The sequence below is a fragment of the Knoellia tibetensis genome (assembly GCF_048606415.1).
GTDB lineage: Bacteria > Actinomycetota > Actinomycetes > Actinomycetales > Dermatophilaceae > Knoellia > Knoellia tibetensis.
On record NZ_JBMBWF010000002.1, the window covers coordinates 230,775 to 248,391 of the forward strand.

15 protein-coding genes are annotated in these 17,617 nt (G+C 71.3%); 9 read left to right on the forward strand and 6 right to left on the reverse strand.

The window, feature by feature from the left end:
- Positions 1-10: 10 nt before the first annotated feature.
- Positions 11-2,083, reverse strand: coding sequence for a M4 family metallopeptidase (locus tag ACOJV7_RS12960; RefSeq protein WP_420190623.1), 2,073 nt, complete (start codon positions 2,081-2,083; stop codon positions 11-13).
- Between the two features lie 304 nt (positions 2,084-2,387).
- On the opposite strand from ACOJV7_RS12960, the gene ACOJV7_RS12965 reads away from it, so the two are divergent.
- The 3 genes from ACOJV7_RS12965 to ACOJV7_RS12975 are packed head-to-tail and all read left to right on the forward strand — an operon-like array spanning position 2,388 to position 5,212.
- Positions 2,388-3,275: a COX15/CtaA family protein gene (locus ACOJV7_RS12965; RefSeq protein WP_420190624.1), complete on the forward strand. Its 888-nt coding sequence runs from the start codon at positions 2,388-2,390 to the stop codon at positions 3,273-3,275.
- A 36-nt stretch (positions 3,276-3,311) separates the two neighbouring features.
- On the forward strand, positions 3,312-3,917 hold the full coding sequence (locus ACOJV7_RS12970) for an ArsR/SmtB family transcription factor (RefSeq protein WP_420190625.1): 606 nt from the start codon (positions 3,312-3,314) through the stop codon (positions 3,915-3,917).
- Positions 3,914-5,212: an MFS transporter gene (locus tag ACOJV7_RS12975; RefSeq protein ID WP_420190626.1), complete on the forward strand. Its 1,299-nt coding sequence runs from the start codon at positions 3,914-3,916 to the stop codon at positions 5,210-5,212. Before ACOJV7_RS12970 ends, ACOJV7_RS12975 begins: the two co-directional genes overlap by 4 nt.
- Here the strand turns inward: ACOJV7_RS12975 and ACOJV7_RS12980 are convergent.
- Positions 5,149-6,093: a heme o synthase gene (locus tag ACOJV7_RS12980; RefSeq protein ID WP_420190627.1), complete on the reverse strand. Its 945-nt coding sequence runs from the start codon at positions 6,091-6,093 to the stop codon at positions 5,149-5,151. The genes ACOJV7_RS12975 and ACOJV7_RS12980 overlap by 64 nt on opposite strands.
- Before the next feature lie 159 nt (positions 6,094-6,252).
- Here ACOJV7_RS12980 and tkt point away from each other — a divergent pair, with 159 nt between their 5' ends.
- Genes tkt through pgl form a run of 6 tightly spaced genes read left to right on the forward strand, consistent with a single transcriptional unit; the run spans position 6,253 to position 14,848 of the window.
- The gene (tkt, locus tag ACOJV7_RS12985; RefSeq protein WP_420190628.1) at positions 6,253-8,562 is read left to right on the forward strand and encodes a transketolase; all 2,310 of its coding nucleotides are present in this window, start codon (positions 6,253-6,255) and stop codon (positions 8,560-8,562) included.
- Between the two features lie 5 nt (positions 8,563-8,567).
- On the forward strand, positions 8,568-9,692 hold the full coding sequence (gene tal / locus ACOJV7_RS12990; RefSeq protein WP_420190629.1) for a transaldolase: 1,125 nt from the start codon (positions 8,568-8,570) through the stop codon (positions 9,690-9,692).
- Positions 9,689-11,398, forward strand: coding sequence for a glucose-6-phosphate isomerase (locus tag ACOJV7_RS12995; RefSeq protein WP_420190630.1), 1,710 nt, complete (start codon positions 9,689-9,691; stop codon positions 11,396-11,398). Before tal ends, ACOJV7_RS12995 begins: the two co-directional genes overlap by 4 nt.
- Complete coding sequence (zwf, locus tag ACOJV7_RS13000) at positions 11,398-12,942, forward strand: glucose-6-phosphate dehydrogenase (protein ID WP_420190631.1); 1,545 nt, start codon at positions 11,398-11,400, stop codon at positions 12,940-12,942. Before ACOJV7_RS12995 ends, zwf begins: the two co-directional genes overlap by 1 nt.
- A complete protein-coding gene (locus ACOJV7_RS13005) occupies positions 12,939-14,084 on the forward strand; it encodes a glucose-6-phosphate dehydrogenase assembly protein OpcA (RefSeq protein ID WP_420190632.1) in 1,146 nt (381 codons plus the stop codon). Before zwf ends, ACOJV7_RS13005 begins: the two co-directional genes overlap by 4 nt.
- A 14-nt stretch (positions 14,085-14,098) precedes the next feature.
- Positions 14,099-14,848 (forward strand): 6-phosphogluconolactonase, encoded by a 750-nt coding sequence (gene pgl, locus ACOJV7_RS13010; protein ID WP_420190633.1) that lies wholly within the window; start codon positions 14,099-14,101, stop codon positions 14,846-14,848.
- A 39-nt stretch (positions 14,849-14,887) separates the two neighbouring features.
- Here the strand turns inward: pgl and ACOJV7_RS13015 are convergent, their stop codons facing one another.
- The 4 genes from ACOJV7_RS13015 to ACOJV7_RS13030 form a co-directional block, all read right to left on the reverse strand.
- Positions 14,888-15,241, reverse strand: a complete 354-nt coding sequence (locus ACOJV7_RS13015) for an RNA polymerase-binding protein RbpA (protein WP_420190634.1) — start codon at positions 15,239-15,241, stop codon at positions 14,888-14,890.
- A 42-nt stretch (positions 15,242-15,283) separates the two neighbouring features.
- Positions 15,284-15,529: a preprotein translocase subunit SecG gene (gene secG / locus ACOJV7_RS13020; RefSeq protein WP_035949667.1), complete on the reverse strand. Its 246-nt coding sequence runs from the start codon at positions 15,527-15,529 to the stop codon at positions 15,284-15,286.
- A 64-nt stretch (positions 15,530-15,593) separates the two neighbouring features.
- Positions 15,594-16,403 (reverse strand): triose-phosphate isomerase, encoded by an 810-nt coding sequence (gene tpiA, locus ACOJV7_RS13025; protein ID WP_420190635.1) that lies wholly within the window; start codon positions 16,401-16,403, stop codon positions 15,594-15,596.
- Between the two features lie 9 nt (positions 16,404-16,412).
- Positions 16,413-17,615 carry a phosphoglycerate kinase gene (locus ACOJV7_RS13030; protein WP_420190636.1) on the reverse strand — a complete coding sequence of 401 codons (1,203 nt, stop codon included), beginning with the start codon at positions 17,613-17,615 and terminating at the stop codon, positions 16,413-16,415.
- Between the last annotated feature and the right edge of the window lie 2 nt (positions 17,616-17,617).

Here is a 17,617-nt window from a genome sequence, read left to right on the forward strand (position 1 = left end):
ACGTGTGCCGTCAGCTGGTGGCGAGTGCCGTGTCGTCGACGACGAAGGACGTCTGCAGTGAGGAGTCCTCGTTCATGAGGAACTTCACCTGGATCGTCTTGCCCTTGTATGCCGTGACGTTGAACGACTTCTGCGTGTAGGTCGCGTTCGTCCCGACGTTGGTGTAGGTCGCCAGGGTCGACGTCGTCGCCCCGTCGACGACCTGGACGCGCATCGAGTCGTAGGCCGTGCTGCCGCTCTCGGCGGTGTCGGTCCGCAGCCAGAACGAGAGCGTCGCGCTCGTGACGGTCGACGGGATGGCCACGCTCTGCGTGATCGTCTCGGTGGACGTCGAGCCGTTGCCACCGAGCCAGGCCTTCCACGAACCGGTGCGCGCCGGGCGACCGGTGTTGTTCGTGATCGGTCCGGCCGTGCCGGTCCACACCGTGGCGCCGGACTCGAAGCCGGGGTTGCCGAGCAGGTTGCCCGACGGCGGGGTCGTCGGCGTCGGGGTCGGCGTGGGCGTCGAGCCACCGCTGCAGGACTCGGTGCCGGCCGGGACCGAGATGGCGTCGAACGCGGCCTGGACCGAGGCGCAGGTCTGGCTCGACGCGCCGTACAGCTCCTTGGCCGAGGCGATGGCGCCGTTGCGCGCCGCGGCATACGTGCTGCCGGAGGTGAGCTTCGTCGAGAGGGTGCGGTACCAGACCTTCTCGATGTTGGTGCGGCCCGCGCCGGTCACGGCCGGGGCCCCGCCACAGGTGGCGCTGTTGTAGCTCACACCGTTGATGGTCTTGGCGCCCGAGCCCTCGGCCGCCATGTAGAACCAGTGGTTGAGCGCTCCCGAGGAGTAGTGCGGGTCGAGGTTCTTGGTGTTGGTCGACCAGCAGTCCGGGCTCTGGCCGTCCTTGCTCGGCTTGTCCATGTAGCGCAGCGGGGTGCCGTTGCCGTTGATGTTGATCTTCTCGCCGATGAGGTAGTCGCCCACGTCGGTGGAGTTGTTGGCGTAGAACTCGACGGCGGTGCCGAAGATGTCCGAGGTCGCCTCGTTGAGACCGCCGGCGTCGCCGCTGTAGTTGAGGTTGGCGGTGTTCTCGGTGACGCCGTGGCTCATCTCGTGGGCCGCGACGTCGATCGAGGTGAGCGGCCGGGTGTTGCCGGAGCCGTCGCCGTAGGTCATCTGGGTGCCGTCCCAGAAGGCGTTGACGTAGGCGTTGCCGTAGTGGACCCGGCTGCGGGCGCCGGTGCCGTTGTTCCAGATGCCGGCGCGGCCGAGGACCGAGTTGTAGTAGGCGTAGGTCCTCTCGGCGCCGTACTGCGCGTCGACGCCGGCGGTCTGCCGCGAGGTCGTCGAGCCGTTGCCCCAGATGTTGTCGGCGTCGGTGAACTGCGTGCCGGTGCCGGACGTCGCGCCATTGAGGTCCGTCGTGTGGTTGCCGATCGAGTCCTTGAGCAGCCACGTGCTGCCCGACTGGATCGAGTTGAGGGTGACCTGGCCTGAGTACTGCGAGTTGCCGGTGCCCTGCTTGATCTCGTCCCACGAGTAGAGGACGGCGCCGTTGTCGGCGTCGACGAGCGTGTGCAGGCGGGTCGGGGTCTGGTCTGCCTTGACGCCCTCGGTGAGGACGTCGTAGGCCAGACGGGGCGAGGCGCCGCCGGCCCACACGACGAGCTCGCTGTCCTTGACGCTCGACGAGCGGCCGGCCTTCTGGGCCGCGACCCCGCGGGCCTCGGCGGCGCTCTTCTTCGGCGTGGTCGAGGCGACGGAGGCGCGGCCGGAGGCGTTGAAGCGGGCGTCCTGCTTGGCGCCCCGCGGGGAGTTCTCGACGACGAGGTCGCCGCCGATGACGCGCAGACCCTTGAAGGTGCGGTCGTAGCGGACGTGCTGCGTGCCGTCGGGGTCGGTGACGACCGAGCGCACGACGAGCTTCTCGTCCTTCGACAGGCCCAGCGCGGCGTGGTCGCGCTCCGGGTCGGCCTTGGCGGCGGCTGCGGGTGCCGCGCTCGGACCGGCCGTGAGGCCGAGGGCGCCCGCCACGGGCAGCGCCAGGGGAAGGGCCAGTGCGGCGGTGACCGCCATGGCTCCGGTGGTACGTCGAATCACGTCGTGCCTCTTCTCGTTCGGGCAGCACGGGGTGACGTGCTGCCACGGTGAAAGCGTCGTCCCCCTCCGGTGCGGCCGCGGGTGTGCCACGGGCTTCGGCGCCGTCCGAACACAACCGGCGAACCCGATCCGCCGTCAACGAATCTGACCAATCCTTTGCCAAGTCCGGACTTTGTCCGGTCCGGGCACACCGCCGGTCAAGCGCCGGTCAAGAATCGGTCAACGGGCGACACCGGCGCGCAGACGGGCGCTCGGCGGCGGACCGGCCGAGCCCCCTCGCAGGCGGCTCGCCTACCCTGCCGGGGTGAGCACGCACGCACCCCGGGTCCACCGCCACATCCTGCTCGGCAACCTCGTGGCCCAGGTCGGGATCATCCTCACCGGAGGGCTCGTCCGCCTCACCGGCAGCGGCCTCGGGTGCCCGACGTGGCCCGAGTGCGTGCCCGGCTCCTACGTGCCGGTGCGCGAGCAGGAGGAGGGCATCCACAAGGTCATCGAGTTCGGCAACCGCACCCTCACCGGTGTCCTCGCCGTCCTGGCCGTCCTCGCCGTCTGGGCCGTGTGGCGATGGACTCCGGTCCGCCGGCTCAAGGTCGCCGCGGTGACGGTGCTCGTCGGTGTGGCGGTGCAGGCCGTGCTCGGTGGGATCACCGTCCTCACCGAGCTGCACCCCGTCACGGTCGCCACCCACTTCCTCGTGTCCGCGGGACTCGTGGCCGCAGCGGCATACCTCTGGTTCTGCCGGGACGAGAGCGACGGTGCGCCGGTCCCGCTCGTCCACGACCTCGTGCGGAAGGTCGCATGGGTGACGTGCGGTGTCGCCGCGGTCGTGCTCGTCCTCGGCACCGTCGTCACCGGCTCGGGCCCGCACTCCGGCGACGCCGACGCGCCGGCGCGGTTCGGCTTCGACCCGCGCACCATCTCGTGGCTGCACGCCGACGCCGTCATGCTCTTCGTCGGTCTCGTCGTCGCCGTCTGGCTCGCGACGCGGCTCTCGTCCGCGCCCGCCCGGGTCTCCGCCACGTGGCGCACCGTCCTGCTCGTCACCCTCGCGCAGGGTCTCGTCGGCTACGTCCAGTACCTCACCGACCTGCCCGAGGTGCTCGTGCTCACCCACATGCTCGGGGCGTCGGCTCTCGTCGTCGCTCTCACCGCCGGCGTCGTGTCGCTGCGGGAGATTGCACAAGAGTAGTTGCACAAGCGTTCTTGTGGGTCTAGCGTCACCGGTATGACCCCCGACGAGCGACCCCCGCAGCCCGGCCCCTCCTCGCACGGCGTCCGGACCATCACCGACGCCAAGGCCCTCTCGGCGATGGCCAACCCGTTCCGTTCGCGGATGATGGACGCGCTCAAGGTCGACGGCCCCTCCACGGCCTCGGCCCTCGCGGCTCGCACCGGCCAGGCCGTCGGCTCGGCCAGTCACCACCTCAAGGTGCTGTCTGAGGCGGGCCTCGTCGAGGAGGTGCCCGAGCTCGCCAAGGACCGCCGCGAGCGGTGGTGGCGCCTCGTCGACCCCGGCACCCGCTGGTCACGTGCGGACTTCGCGTCCGACACGGCCGCGGTCACGGCGGCCTACGCCGCCGAGGCCCTCGCCCTCCAGCGACAGTTCGAGCGCGTGCAGGAGTGGAACGCCAACGCGGCCACCGTCCCCGAGTGGGACGACGCCGCCTTCGCCACCCAGAACTGGATGCGGCTCAGCCCGCCGGAGATGCGCGAGATGGCCGAGGAGATCATCGAGGTGCTCGTGCGGTGGAGCCGCCGAGAGGTCCCCGACGACGGCGTCGAACGCGAGTCGGTCTTCGTGTTCTCGCGCGGATTCCCGGCTCAGCCGTGAGCGCCGTCCCTCCCCCACTGGGGGCCAATAGCAACTTCCGCCTCTTCTGGGCCGGCGAGGGCATCAGCGTCCTCGGCTCGATGACGACGACCGTCGTCTTCCCGCTCATCGCGGTCACCGAGTTCGACGCCGGCCCGTTCTGGATGGGCCTGCTCGCCGGGGCGATCTGGCTCCCCTGGCTCGTCCTCGGGCTCTTTGCCGGCGCGTGGGTCGACCGCTCCGACCCCCGTCGCGTCATGATGGCGGCCGACCTCGCCGCGGCCGCCGTGGTCGGGACCGTCCCGCTGGCCTGGGCGCTCGACGTCCTCACCCTCCCCCACCTCGTCCTCGCCGCGCTGGGAGTCGGCTGCACCGCGGTCTTCTTCCGGACGGCATACACGGCGTTCCTCCCCCGGGTCGTCGCGGACGACGACCTCGAGCACGCCAACGCGCGCCTCTTCGGGACCGAGTCGGCGATGCAGATCGGCGGGCCCGGGGTCGGTGGGCTCCTCGTCCAGGTCTTCTCCGCCGCGTATGCCGTCGTGCTCGACGTCGTGGGCTACCTCGCCTCCTTCCTGTGCCTGGCGAGGATCCGGCCGGAGGAGCTCGGACCCGCCCCCGAGCAGCCGCCCCGCCGACCGATGGTGGCCCTCGTCCGCGAGGGCGTCGCGATCGTCGCGCGTGACCGGTTCCTGCGCTACTTCGCGCTCACCGGTGGCGTGAGCAACTTCGCCCTCACGGGCTACGGCGCCCTCCCCGTCCTCTTCCTCGTCCGCGACCTCGGGCTCGAGCCCGGGTCCGTGGGTCTCGTCATGGCCGTGGGCGCAGTCGGGGGCCTGCTCGGCGCGACCGTCGCGACCGGCACCACGGCGTGGCTCGGCAACGCCGGCGCACTGCGCTGGCTCCAGGTCCTCGGTGGCCCGCCCGCGGTGCTCATCGGTCTCGCGCAGCCAGGGCGGGGTGCCGCGCTCGTCGGCATCGGGTCGGTGCTCGTCGGGATGGGCGTCGTCGGCGCCAACGTCGTGCGCCGGTCGTTCACGATGCGCTACGTGCCCGCGGACCTGCTGGGACGCACCACCGCCACGTCGGCCGTCCTCAACTTCGGCACGATGCCGCTCGCCGGTCTCGTCGCCGGAGCGCTGGGCACCTGGCTCGGGGTGCGGGAGACGATCCTGCTCATGGCCGCGCTGCACGCCGTGTGCTCGCTGGCGGTCTTCGTCAGCCCGTTCCGAGCCGGTCGGGACCTGCCTGGTCAGCCGATGGAGAGGTGGACCAGCGGGTCGACCGCGACGGCGAGGAAGAGCAGCGTCACGTAGGTGATCGAGAAGTGGAAGAGTCGCATCGGCTTGAGGACCTTGGTGGCAGCACCGTCCTTGGCCAGGCGGAGCAGCCGGTGCGCCTCACCCACGAAGACGACTCCGCTGGCGAGGGCTGCGACGAGATAGATCCAGCCCATGTCGGCGACCGGGACCAGCGCGAGCGACACGGCGACCATGACCCAGCTGTAGGCGACGATCTGCCGCGCGACCGCGACGGCGCCCCGCTCGACCGGAAGCATCGGGACGTGCGCGTTGGCGTACTCGTCCTTGAACGCCATCGACAGCGGCCAGTAGTGCGGCGGTGTCCAGAAGAAGATGACGAGGAAGAGGATGACGGCCGGCCAGCCGACGGTGCCGGTCACGGCGGCCCAGCCGATGAGCGTGGGCATGCAGCCGGCGACGCCGCCCCAGACGATGTTCTGCGACGTCCGGCGCTTGAGCACCATCGTGTAGAGCCACGCATAGAGGACGATCGCCGCAAGGGACAGCAGCGCCGAAGCGACGTTGACGAACACGAGGAACCACGCGGTCGAGAGCGCCGTGAGCACGAGCCCGAAGATGACGCCCGCGCGCGGCGAGATCTCGCCCGTGACCATGGGTCGGTTGCGGGTCCGGTCCATGAGCGCGTCGATGTCGCGGTCGTAGACGCAGTTGAACGTGTTGGCAGCGCCCGCGCTCAGCGTCCCGCCGACGAGGGTGGCGACGACGAGCCACAGGTCGGGCACCCCCCGCTCGGCGAGGAACATCACCGGAACCGTTGTCACGAGCAGCAGCTCGATGATGCGCGGCTTCGTCAGCGACACATAGCTGCCGACCGATCGCTTCCAGCCCGACGTCGGTCGGGCCGACGAGGCGGTGGTGGTCGGGGCGGTTCCCACGGCGTCCTTCGGGGGTGCTCTGGAGCGGCTGGTCACACCGAGTCTAACGGGGGCCGTCCATGCGGGGAGACACGGTCGTCCGTGGCGCTGGGCCGCGGTCTAGGGTGGGATCGACCGTTTGACCTGCATCACCGTGCCGCGACGTCAGAGAGGCTTCACGTGACCACCACCACGACGAAGGCAGGCGGGTCACGCACCCGCCGCGCCACCCCCGCCAAGGCCGAGCGATCGGGCGACCTCGCCCGTCCCACGGCCCGGAAGGCGAAGTGGAACGACCTCGACGTCCGCGCGGTCGACACGGTGCGCGTCCTCGCGGCGGACGCGGTCCAGAAGGTCGGCAACGGCCACCCCGGCACGGCCATGAGTTTGGCCCCCGCGGCATACCTGCTCTTCCAGAACGTCATGACGCACGACCCGTCCGACCCCACGTGGCTCGGACGCGACCGGTTCGTCCTCTCGTGCGGGCACTCGAGCCTCACCCAGTACATCCAGCTCTACCTCTCCGGCTACGGGCTCGAGCTCAAGGACCTCAAGGCCCTGCGTACCTGGGGCTCGCTCACCCCGGGGCACCCCGAGGTGCACCACACGCCCGGTGTCGAGATCACGACCGGGCCGCTCGGCTCCGGCCTCGCCTCCGCCGTCGGCATGGCGATGGCCCAGCGGCGCCAGCGCGGCCTGCTCGACCCCGACGCCAAGGCCGGACAGAGCCCCTTCGACCACCACGTGTGGGTCATGGCGTCCGACGGTGACCTCATGGAGGGCGTGGCCTCCGAGGCGAGCTCGCTCGCCGGCCACCAGGAGCTCGGCAACCTCACGGTCATCTACGACGCCAACCAGATCTCCATCGAGGACGACACGGACATCTCCTTCTCGGAGGACGTCGCCAAGCGCTACGAGTCCTACGGGTGGGAGGTCGTCGACATCGACTGGCGTCGCAGCCACGACCCGGCCGGCACCGCCGACTACGTCGAGGACGTCGACTCGCTGCTCACGGCCCTCAACGCGAGCAAGAAGTCCTCGCGCCCGACGCTCATCCGTCTGCACACGGTCATCGCCTGGCCCTCCCCCACCAAGAAGGGCACGGGCAAGTCGCACGGCTCGGCCCTCGGTGACGAGGAGGTCGCCGCCCTCAAGGAGCTCCTCGGCTTCGACCCCAGGAAGACCTTCGAGGTCGACAAGGACGTGCTCGCGCACGCCCGCAAGGTCAAGGCCCGCGGCAAGGCCGCCCACAAGGACTGGAACAAGGGTTACGCGGCCTGGCGCCGCGGGAACAAGGACGCCGCCGCCCTGCTCGACCGCCTCGTCGCCGGCGACCTGCCCGACGGCCTCGACGCCGCGCTGCCGACCTTCCCCGCCGACGAGAAGGGCATCGCGACCCGCGCCGCCTCCGGCAAGGTCCTCGGCGCTCTCGCGCCGGTCATGCCCGAGCTGTGGGGCGGCTCCGCCGACCTCGCCGAGTCCAACAACACGACGATGGCGGGCGAGCCGTCCTTCATCCCCAAGGGCAAGCAGACGTCCGAGTGGAAGGGCGGCCCCTACGGCCGCACGATGCACTTCGGCATCCGCGAGAACGGCATGGGGATGATCCTCAACGGGATCGCGCTCGAGGGCCTGACCCGTCCCTACGGCGGCACCTTCCTCGTCTTCTCCGACTACATGCGCCCGGCCGTGCGGCTCGCGGCGATCCAGCAGCTGCCCGTGACCTTCGTGTGGACCCACGACTCGATCGGCCTCGGCGAGGACGGCCCGACCCACCAGCCGATCGAGCACCTCGCCGCGCTGCGCGCCATGCCCGGTCTCGACGTCGTCCGGCCCGCCGACGCCAACGAGACGTCGGCCGCCTGGGGTGCGGTCCTGCGCAACGCCCGCCCGGCCGCGCTCGCGCTGAGCCGCCAGCCGTTGCCCACGATCGACCGGTCGACGCACGCCAAGGCGAGCAACGTGGCCAAGGGCGGCTACGTCCTGGTCGACGGCGGCGACGACGGCAAGCAGGCGCCCGAGGTCATCCTCGTCGCCACCGGCTCCGAGGTCTCCGTCGCGCTCGACGCGCGCCTCGCCCTCGAGAAGTCGGGCGTGCGCACCCGCGTCGTCTCGATGCCGTGCCGCGAGTGGTTCGAGGAGCAGTCCAAGAGCTACCGCGACAAGGTCCTGCCGCCCGCCGTCCGCGCGCGCGTCAGCGTCGAGGCCGGGGTGGCCCAGGGCTGGCGCGAGGTCGTCGGCGACGCCGGCCGCTCGATCAGCATCGAGCACTTCGGCGCCTCGGCCGACGCCAAGACGCTCTTCACCGAGTTCGGCTTCACCCCCGAGGCCGTCGTCAAGGCGGCCAAGGACTCGATCAAGGCGGCGAAGGCCTCCCGCGGGGCCACGGACTCGCTCGAGACCTCACCACGTCGCCGCAACGACACCGGTACCGACGTCCCCACCACCAACAAGCCTGCCCGCAAGTCCGCGGCCACGGCTGGGAAGTGAGTCGCATGTCCGACAGCAGCCCCCTCAAGGACCTCGCCGACAACGGCGTCTCGATCTGGCTCGACGACCTCAGCCGTGAACGGCTCACGTCAGGCAACCTCCAGGAGGTCATCGACACCAAGGGCGTCGTCGGCGTGACGACGAACCCGTCGATCTTCCAGGTCGCCCTGTCCGACGGCGAGAGCTACAGCGAGCAGGTCGCCCAGCTCGCGGCCGACAGCTCCTCGCTCGACGACGCGGTGACGGCGATGACGACGCAGGACGTCCGGGACGCCTGCGACGTGCTCCTGCCCGTCTTCGAGGCCACCGACGGCCTCGACGGCCGCGTCTCCATCGAGGTCGACCCCCGGCTCGCCGCCGACACCGGCGCCACCGTCGAGCAGGCCAAGCACCTGCGCGACCTCGTCGACCGGCCCAACCTGCTCGTCAAGATCCCGGCCACGGTCGAGGGACTGCCCGCGATCACCCGCGTCATCGGCGAGGGCATCTCGGTCAACGTCACGCTCATCTTCAGCCTCGACCGCTACCGCGCCGTGATGAACGCGTTCCTCACCGGCCTCGAGCAGGCCCGCGAGGCGGGCAAGGACATCACGACGATCGCGTCGGTCGCCTCGTTCTTCGTCTCCCGCGTCGACTCCGAGGTCGACAAGCGGCTCGACGCGGTCGACGGCGAGCACGCCGAGGCCGCCAAGGCCCTCAAGGGCAAGGCGGCGATCGCCAACGCCCGACTGGCCTACCAGGCCTACGAGGAGGTCTTCTCGACCCCGCGCTGGAAGAGCCTCGAGGACGACGGGGCCAAGCCCCAGCGACCGCTGTGGGCGTCCACGGGAGTCAAGGACCCGGCATACCCGGACACGATGTACGTCACCGAGCTCGTCGCCCCCGGAACGGTCAACACCATGCCCGAGAAGACGCTCGACGCGGTCAAGGACCACGGCGAGATCACCGGCAACACGATCGCGGGCACCTACGAGGAGTCCAGCGAGGTGCTCGACGCGCTCGAGCGGCTCGGCATCTCCTACTCCGACGTCACCGCACAGCTCGAGCGTGAGGGCGTCGACAAGTTCGAGAAGTCGTGGGAGGAGCTGCTCGCCGGAGTGCAGACCGAGCTCGACAAGGCCGCACGATGAGCAGCCTCGAGGTCAGCGCCAGGGGCGCCGCGGCGGACGCCATCGCCGCCCACGTCCCCACCCTCGTCCAGGACGAGGTCGCGAGCCGCCTCTTCGCCCAGGACGCCACGCTGTGGGGCAAGGACGCCGAGGAGGAGGCCGGCAAGCGGCTCTCGTGGGTCGGCCTCCCCCGGTCCTCGCGGCCGCTGCTCGGTGAGGTCGCCGCGCTGCGTGAGCAGCTGCGTGAGGACGGCGTCTCGCGGATCGTCCTCTGCGGCATGGGCGGCTCGTCGCTCGCACCCGAGGTCATCTGCGCGACGGCCGGGGTCGACATCGTCGTCCTCGACTCGTCGTCGCCCGACGTCGTGCGCCGCGCCGTGACGACCCACCTCGACCGGACCGCCGTCGTCGTCTCGTCCAAGTCCGGCTCCACCGTTGAGACCGACTCCCAGCGTCGCGCCTTCGAGGCGGCGTTCACCGAGGCCGGGATCGACGCCACCCGGCGGATCGTCGTCGTCACCGACCCGGGCAGCCCGCTCGACGTCGAGGCCCGTGGTGCCGGCTACCGCGTCATCAACGCCGACCCCGACGTGGGTGGCCGCTACTCCGCACTCACGGCGTTCGGGCTCGTGCCGTCCGGCCTCGCCGGTGCCGACATCGGTGCCCTGCTCGACGACGCCGAGGCCGTCGCCGACCTCCTGGCCGCCGACGACGAGGGCAACCCCGCCCTCCGCCTCGGCGCCGCCATGGGCGGGACCAAGCCGCTGCGCGACAAGCTCGTGCTCGTTGACGCGGGCACCGAGAACGTCGGGTTCGGGGCCTGGGCCGAGCAGCTCATCGCGGAGTCCACCGGCAAGAACGGCACGGGCATCCTGCCGGTCGTCGCCGACGGCGAGGCGCCGGACCACACCTACGAGGACGCCAACGTCGTCCGTCTCGTCGCGTCCACCGAGGTGGAGGACGTCGAGACCCTGGCCGACCAGCCGCCACGCCACCCCGACTCGATCGCGGCGGAGCAGCCCGGCCCGGCCGACGAGACCGCCGAGGACAGGGCCGCCGAGAGCGGCTCCCTCCTCACCGTCTCGGGCTCGCTCGGTGCCCAGCTCCTCCTCTGGGAGGTCGCGACCGCGGTCGCCGGGAGGCTGCTCGGCATCAACCCCTTCGACCAGCCCGACGTCGAGAGCGCCAAGAAGGCCGCCCGCGGCCTGCTCGACCAGGCCGGCTCGACGAGCGAGGCACCGGCGTTCGTGGACGGTTCCGTCGAGGTCCGGGCGCTCGGTGGGGACTGGCTCGGTGAGGCACACACGCTTCCCGGCGCCGTCACCGCGCTCCTCGAGCAGCTCGACGACGAGCACGGCTACGTCGCCGTCATGGCCTACCTCGACCGCGAGGAGGACGCCGACCTCGAGCAGGTCGCGCGCACGCTCTTCGACCACACGGGCCGCCCGGTGACCTTCGGGTGGGGACCGCGGTTCCTGCACTCGACGGGTCAGTACCACAAGGGTGGTCCGGCCAACGGCGTGTTCATCCAGGTCACCGCCGAGCCCGAGGAGGACCTCGCCGTGCCGGGTCGCGACTTCACCTTCGGCGAGTTCATCGCCGCGCAGGCCGGAGGCGACGCCCAGGTGCTCGCCGAGCACGGCCGTCCCGTCCTGCGGCTTCACCTCACCAGCCACCACCGCGGCCTGAGCCAGGTCCGGTCCGCCCTCTCGACGTCAGGAGCCTGATGAGCCCGGCGCGCGTGACAGCGACGCACAACCCCCTGCGCGACCCGCGCGACAAACGACTTCCCCGCATCGCGGGGCCGTGCAGCCTCGTCCTCTTCGGCGTCACCGGGGACCTCGCCCGCAAGAAGCTCATGCCGGCGATCTACGACCTCGCCAACCGTGGGCTGCTGCCGCCGGGCTTCTCGCTCATCGGCTTCGCGCGTCGCGACTGGGCCGACCAGGACTTCGGCAAGATCGTCTACGAGTCGGTCAAGGAGCGCTCGCGCACACCCTTCCGCGAGGACGTGTGGCGCTCGCTCAGCGAGGGCATCCGCTTCGTGCCCGGCACGTTCGACGACCCGAAGGCCTTCGACCTGCTCACCGAGACGGTCAAGGACCTCGACGAGCAGCGCGGCACCGGTGGCAACCACGCGTTCTACCTCTCGATCCCGCCGGGGTTCTTCGCCACGGTGTGCGAGCAGCTCAAGCGCTCCGGGCTGTCGCAGCCGTCCGAGGGGTCCTGGCGCAGGGTCGTCATCGAGAAGCCGTTCGGCCACGACCTCAAGAGCGCTCGGGAGCTCAACGAGATCGTCGCCGACGTCTTCCCCCCGGACGCGGTCTTCCGCATCGACCACTACCTCGGCAAGGAGACGGTCCAGAACCTCCTCGCGCTCCGGTTCGCCAACCAGATGTTCGAGCCGGTCTGGAACAGCCACTACGTCGACCACGTCCAGATCACCATGGCCGAGGACATCGGCATCGGCGGCCGCGCCGGCTACTACGACGGCATCGGCGCCGCGCGCGACGTCATCCAGAACCACCTGCTCCAGCTGCTCGCCCTCACCGCGATGGAGGAGCCGGTGTCCTTCGACGCCGACCACCTGCGCAGCGAGAAGGAGAAGGTGCTCAGCGCGGTCCGTCTGCCCAAGGACCTCGGCAAGGGCACCGCCCGCGGCCAGTACGCCCGCGGCTGGCAGGGCGGCGAGGAGGTCGGCGGCTACCTCGAGGAGGAGGGCGTCCGCAAGGGCTCGACGACCGAGACGTATGCCGCGGTGAAGCTCGAGGTCGACACCCGCCGCTGGGCGGGTGTCCCGTTCTACCTCCGGACCGGCAAGCGCCTCGGCAAGCGGGTCACCGAGATCGCCGTCGTCTTCAAGAAGGCGCCGCACCTCCCCTTCGCGCACACCGCGACCGAGGAGCTCGGTCAGAACGCCGTCGTCATCCGGGTCCAGCCCGACGAGGGCGTGACGATGCGCTTCGGCGCCAAGGTCCCGGGTGCGCAGATGGAGGTGCGCGACGTGACGATGGACTTCGGCTACGGCCGTGCCTTCACCGAGAGCTCGCCGGAGGCCTACGAGCGCCTCATCCTCGACGTGCTCCTCGGCGAGCCCCCGCTCTTCCCCCGCCACGAGGAGGTCGAGCTCTCCTGGGAGATCCTCGACCCGATCGAGGAGTTCTGGGCCAAGCACAGCACGCGGATCGACCAGTACACCTCGGGCACGTGGGGTCCGCAGAGCGCCGATGACCTCATGCGCCGCGACGGCCGCGAATGGAGACTTCCGTGATCGTCGACCTCCCGAGCACCACGACGCAGGACGTGTCGAAGAAGCTCGTGCGCCTGCGGTCCGACACCGGCTCGATGGCGCTCACCCGCGTCCTCACCCTTGTCGTCGTCGTCGACGAGAACGAGGCCGACGAGGCCATCGAGACCGCCAACGACGCGAGCCGCCAGCACCCCTGCCGGATCATCGTCGTCGTCACGGCCAACCGCCGCGGCGCCGCCCGGCTCGACGCCCAGATCCGCATCGGCGGGGACGCCGGGGCGAGCGAGGTCGTCGTGCTCCGCCTCTTCGGGCCGCTGGCCGCCCACGGCCGGGCCGTCGTCACGCCACTGCTCCTCGCGGACGCGCCGATCGTGGCCTGGTGGCCCACCGACCCGCCGAAGGACCCGGGCACCGACCCGATCGGCGCGATGGCCCAGCGGCGCGTCACCGACGTGTCGCGGACCAAGGGGTCGCCGAGGTCGGCGCTCAACCGCCTGGCCCAGTGCTACTCCCCGGGCGACACCGACCTCTCGTGGTCGCGGATCACCCTCTGGCGCGCGCTGCTCACCGCGGCCCTCGACCAGGCACCGTTCGAGCCGGTGACCTCGGTGACCGTCACGGGCGGGTCCGACTCCCCGTCGGCCGAGCTGCTCGCCGGCTGGCTGGCCAAGCGGCTGCGCTGCCCGGTCAGCCTCGTGCCCTCGCGGGCAGGGAGCGGCATCATCAGCGTCCGCCTCGACCGGTCCAGCGGACCGCTCGACCTCGTCCGCCCCCAGAACGGCACGTCGGCGACGTTGTCCCAGCCGGGCACCCCCGAGCGCACCATTGCGCTCCCGCCCCGAAGTGACGCCGAGTGCCTCGCAGACGAGCTGCGACGTCTCGACCCGGACGAGCCCTACGCCGACGCGCTCCAGGACGGGCTCGCCGAGGTGAGCCACTCGCGACGCACCTCGACGCAGGCCCAGCGCCAAGGGCTCACCCCGTCCATCGCCGAGGCCCGTGCGGACGCCGCCCGCATCAAGCGCGAGGCGGCGACGAGCGCCAGCTCGGCGATGGTCGACGCCGCGCCGATGCCCGACAAGGCCGACGACCCCAAGCAGGTCGAGAAGGCCGCCGCCACGAAGCTCGAGAAGGTCCGCAAGAAGCGGTCCGAGCGAGCCTGACCGGAGGAGCCAGCGTGCCGACAGCGAGCCAGGACCCCGCGACCGACGTCGAGGTCGTCGTCCACCCCGGCAAGCAGGAACTGAGCGACGCCATCGCCGCACGGCTCGTCACCGCGGTCGTGGACGCCCAGGCGCGGCGTGGCGTCGCCCACCTCTGCCTCACCGGTGGCTCCCTAGGGTCCGAGATCTGGAGGTCGGTGGCCGCACTCCCGGCGCGCCACGCGGTCGACTGGTCCCGCGTCGAGCTCTGGTGGGGCGACGAGCGCTACCTGCCGGCCGGCGACCCGGACCGCAACGACGTCCAGAACGACGACGCCGGGCTCGCCTCGCTCCCCCTCGGCCCGGCCCACATCCACCGGGTGCCTGGTCCGGACGCCTCCGAGAGCGCCGAGGCCAGCGCGACGGCATACGGGGAGAGCATGCGCGCGAGCGGTGCCGGCGCGTTCGACGTCATGATGCTCGGTGTCGGCCCGGACGGGCACGTCGCGTCGCTCTTCCCGGGGCACCCGGCACAGCAGACGACCGACGCCATCGCCATCGCCGTGCATGACTCCCCGAAGCCGCCGCCGGACCGCGTGAGCCTCACCTTCGAGGCGCTGCGGCGCTCACGAGAAGTGTGGTTCGTCGTCGCGGGCGCCGACAAGGCCGAGGCGGTCGCCAACGGCACGTCGGGCGCCGGACCGGACGTGAGCTCCGCCGCCCAGGTCACCGGCGAGGAGCGCACGCTGTGGCTGCTCGACGCCGAGGCCGCCGAGCGGCTCTGAGCCCAACGGCTCCGCGCCCCGCGGCTTCGCGCCCGGCTGCTACTGGATGAGGCCGCGGTCGCGCAAGGCGCCGAGGGCCTCGTCGAGAATGGCCTCGCCGTCCTTGTCGGAACGGCGCTCCTTCACGTAGGCGAGGTGGGTCTTGTAAGGCTCGACCTTGCTCGGAGCCGGAGGGTTGTCCTTGTCCTGACCGGCCGGGAAGCCGCAGCGCGGGCAGTCCCACGTCTCCGGGATCTCGAGGTCGGACTCCTGCGCGAAGCTCGGCCGGGTCTCGTGACCGTTGGAGCACCAGAACGACACGTGCACGCGGGGTGCCACCTCGCCGCGCTCAGCCTCACCCATCGGACCGGCACCCACCCGGCTGCCCCGGATCGCGTTGCCACCACCAGCCATCGACATCAGCCTTCTTTCAGGTCGGAACCGTGCAGGGTCGGCTCAGGAGGTGAAGCGGTCGAGGACGCCGAGAGCGACGACGCACGTGAACCAGACGACCGCGATGGCGATCGTGATGCGGTCGAGGTTGCGCTCCGCGACGGAGGAGCCACCGAGCGAGGTCGACATACCGCCACCGAACATGTCCGAGAGGCCACCACCCTTGCCCTTGTGCAGCAGGATGAGGAGAGTGAGGAAGAGCCCACCCAGGACCAGGAGGACCTGGAGTCCGATGCGTACCGCGTCCACGGTGCTCCTTCGGTAGTGAGAGAACGTCGCCCGGTGGGGCGCGGCTACAGGATACCTATGATCCTCAGCTCGTCCGGAGATGGTCGCGGAAGCGGCAGATCGCGGCGAACTCGGCCGGGTCGATCGAGGCACCGCCGACGAGCGCACCGTCGACATCCTCCTGCGCCATGATCGCGGCGACGTTGCCGGACTTCACCGAGCCGCCGTAGAGGATACGGACCCGGTCCGCCAGGTCGCCGGAGTAGAGCTCGGCCAGCCCGGTGCGGATCGCGCTGCAGACCTCCTGGGCGTCCTCGGGCGTCGCGACCTCGCCGGTGCCGATGGCCCAGACGGGCTCGTAGGCGATGACGATGCTCGACGCCTTGTCGGCGGGGAGGCCCTCGAGGCCCGCGCGGACCTGAGTGAGCACGTGCTCGACGTGGGTGCCGGCCTGACGGATCTCGAGGCCCTCGCCGACGCAGAGGATCGGGGTGAGCCCGTGCTCGTAGGCGGCCGCCACCTTGTCGCGGACGACCTCGTCGGTCTCGCCGTGGTACTCGCGGCGCTCGCTGTGGCCGACGACGACGTAGGTGCAGCCGAGCTTGGCGAGGAAGGCGCCGCTGATCTCGCCGGTGTAGGCGCCGCTCGCGTGGCGCGAGAGGTCCTGGCCGCCGTAGCGGATGGCGAGGCGGTCGCCGTCGACGAGGGTCTGGACGCTGCGCAGGTCCGTGAACGGCGGCAGCACCGCCACCTCCACCGCGCCGTGGTCGTGCTTGGCGTCGCGCAGGGTCCAGTCGAGCTTCTGCACGAGGTGCGTCGCCTGGAGGTGGTCGAGGTTCATCTTCCAGTTGCCCGCCATGAGCGGGACGCGCTGGGACGTGGGGGCCTTGGCCATGCGGCGGGCTCAGCTTTCTTCGAGGACGGTGAGGCCGGGGAGGTCCTTGCCCTCGAGGTACTCGAGGCTGGCACCCCCGCCGGTGGAGATGTGGCCGAACTGGTCGTCGGAGAAGCCGAGCTGGCGCACGGCCGCGGCGGAGTCTCCGCCGCCGACGACGGTGAGCGCGCCGTCGGCGGTGATGTCGGCGAGGGCCTGGGCGAGCGCCTTGGTGCCGGCGGCGTAGGGCTCCATCTCGAACGCGCCCATCGGTCCGTTCCAGAAGACCGTGCGGCAGTCGGCGAGCTTCTCGGCGAAGAGCCGCGAGGACTCGGGGCCGATGTCGAGACCCATGCGGTCGGCCGGGATGGCGTCGACGGCGACGACCTCGTGCTCGGCGTCGGCCGAGAACTCGGTGGCGGCGACGACGTCGAGGGGCAGGACGATCTCGACGCCACGCTGCTGTGCCTGCTCGAGGTAGCCCTTGACCGTGTCGACCTGGTCGGCCTCGAGGAGGCTCTTGCCGACCTCGTGGCCCTGCGCCTTGAGGAAGGTGAAGACCATGCCGCCCCCGACGAGGAGCCGGTCGGCGGTCTGGATGAGGTTGTCGATGACCGCGAGCTTGTCGGACACCTTCGCGCCACCCAGCACGACGGCATACGGGCGCTCGGGGTCGGTCGTGAGGCGGCGGAGGACGCCGACCTCGGTCTCGACGAGGCCGCCGACGGCCGACGGCAGGAGGCGGGCCACGTCGAAGACCGACGCCTGCTCGCGGTGGACCACGCCGAAGCCGTCGGAGACGAAGGCGTCGGCGAGCCCGGCGAGCCGCCCCGCGAACTCGGCCCGCTCGTCCGCGCTCTTGGCCGTCTCGCCGGCGTTGAACCGCAGGTTCTCGAGGAGCACGACGTCGCCGTCGGAGGCGCCCTCGACCGCGGCCCGGGCGCTCTCACCGACCGTGTCGGTCGCGAAGGTCACCTCGCGACCGAGCAGCTCGCCGAGGCGGGCTGCGACGGGAGCGAGCGAGTACTTGTCCTCGGGCGTGCCCTTGGGCCGCCCGAGGTGGGCGCACACGACGACGCGTGCGCCCGCCTCGGAGAGAGCCGTGATCGTCGGGACTGACGCGCGGATGCGGCCGTCGTCGGTGATCGTGGTGCCCTCGAGAGGGACGTTGAGGTCGGACCGGACGAGGACGCGCTTGCCCCGCAGGTCGCCCAGCTCGGCGATCGAGTTCATGC

What these genes read in the sequence shown, in the direction of transcription:
- tpiA (WP_420190635.1), bottom strand. Translation starts at nt 16,403, where the DNA reads ATGGCCAAGGCCCCCACGTCCCAGCGCGTCCCGCTCATGGCGGGCAAC.
- ACOJV7_RS12995 (WP_420190630.1), top strand. Translation starts at nt 9,689, where the DNA reads ATGAGCAGCCTCGAGGTCAGCGCCAGGGGCGCCGCGGCGGACGCCATC.
- ACOJV7_RS13030 (WP_420190636.1), bottom strand. Translation starts at nt 17,615, where the DNA reads ATGAACTCGATCGCCGAGCTGGGCGACCTGCGGGGCAAGCGCGTCCTC.
- zwf (WP_420190631.1), top strand. Translation starts at nt 11,398, where the DNA reads ATGAGCCCGGCGCGCGTGACAGCGACGCACAACCCCCTGCGCGACCCG.
- tal (WP_420190629.1), top strand. Translation starts at nt 8,568, where the DNA reads ATGTCCGACAGCAGCCCCCTCAAGGACCTCGCCGACAACGGCGTCTCG.
- ACOJV7_RS12970 (WP_420190625.1), top strand. Translation starts at nt 3,312, where the DNA reads ATGACCCCCGACGAGCGACCCCCGCAGCCCGGCCCCTCCTCGCACGGC.
- ACOJV7_RS13015 (WP_420190634.1), bottom strand. Translation starts at nt 15,241, where the DNA reads ATGGCTGGTGGTGGCAACGCGATCCGGGGCAGCCGGGTGGGTGCCGGT.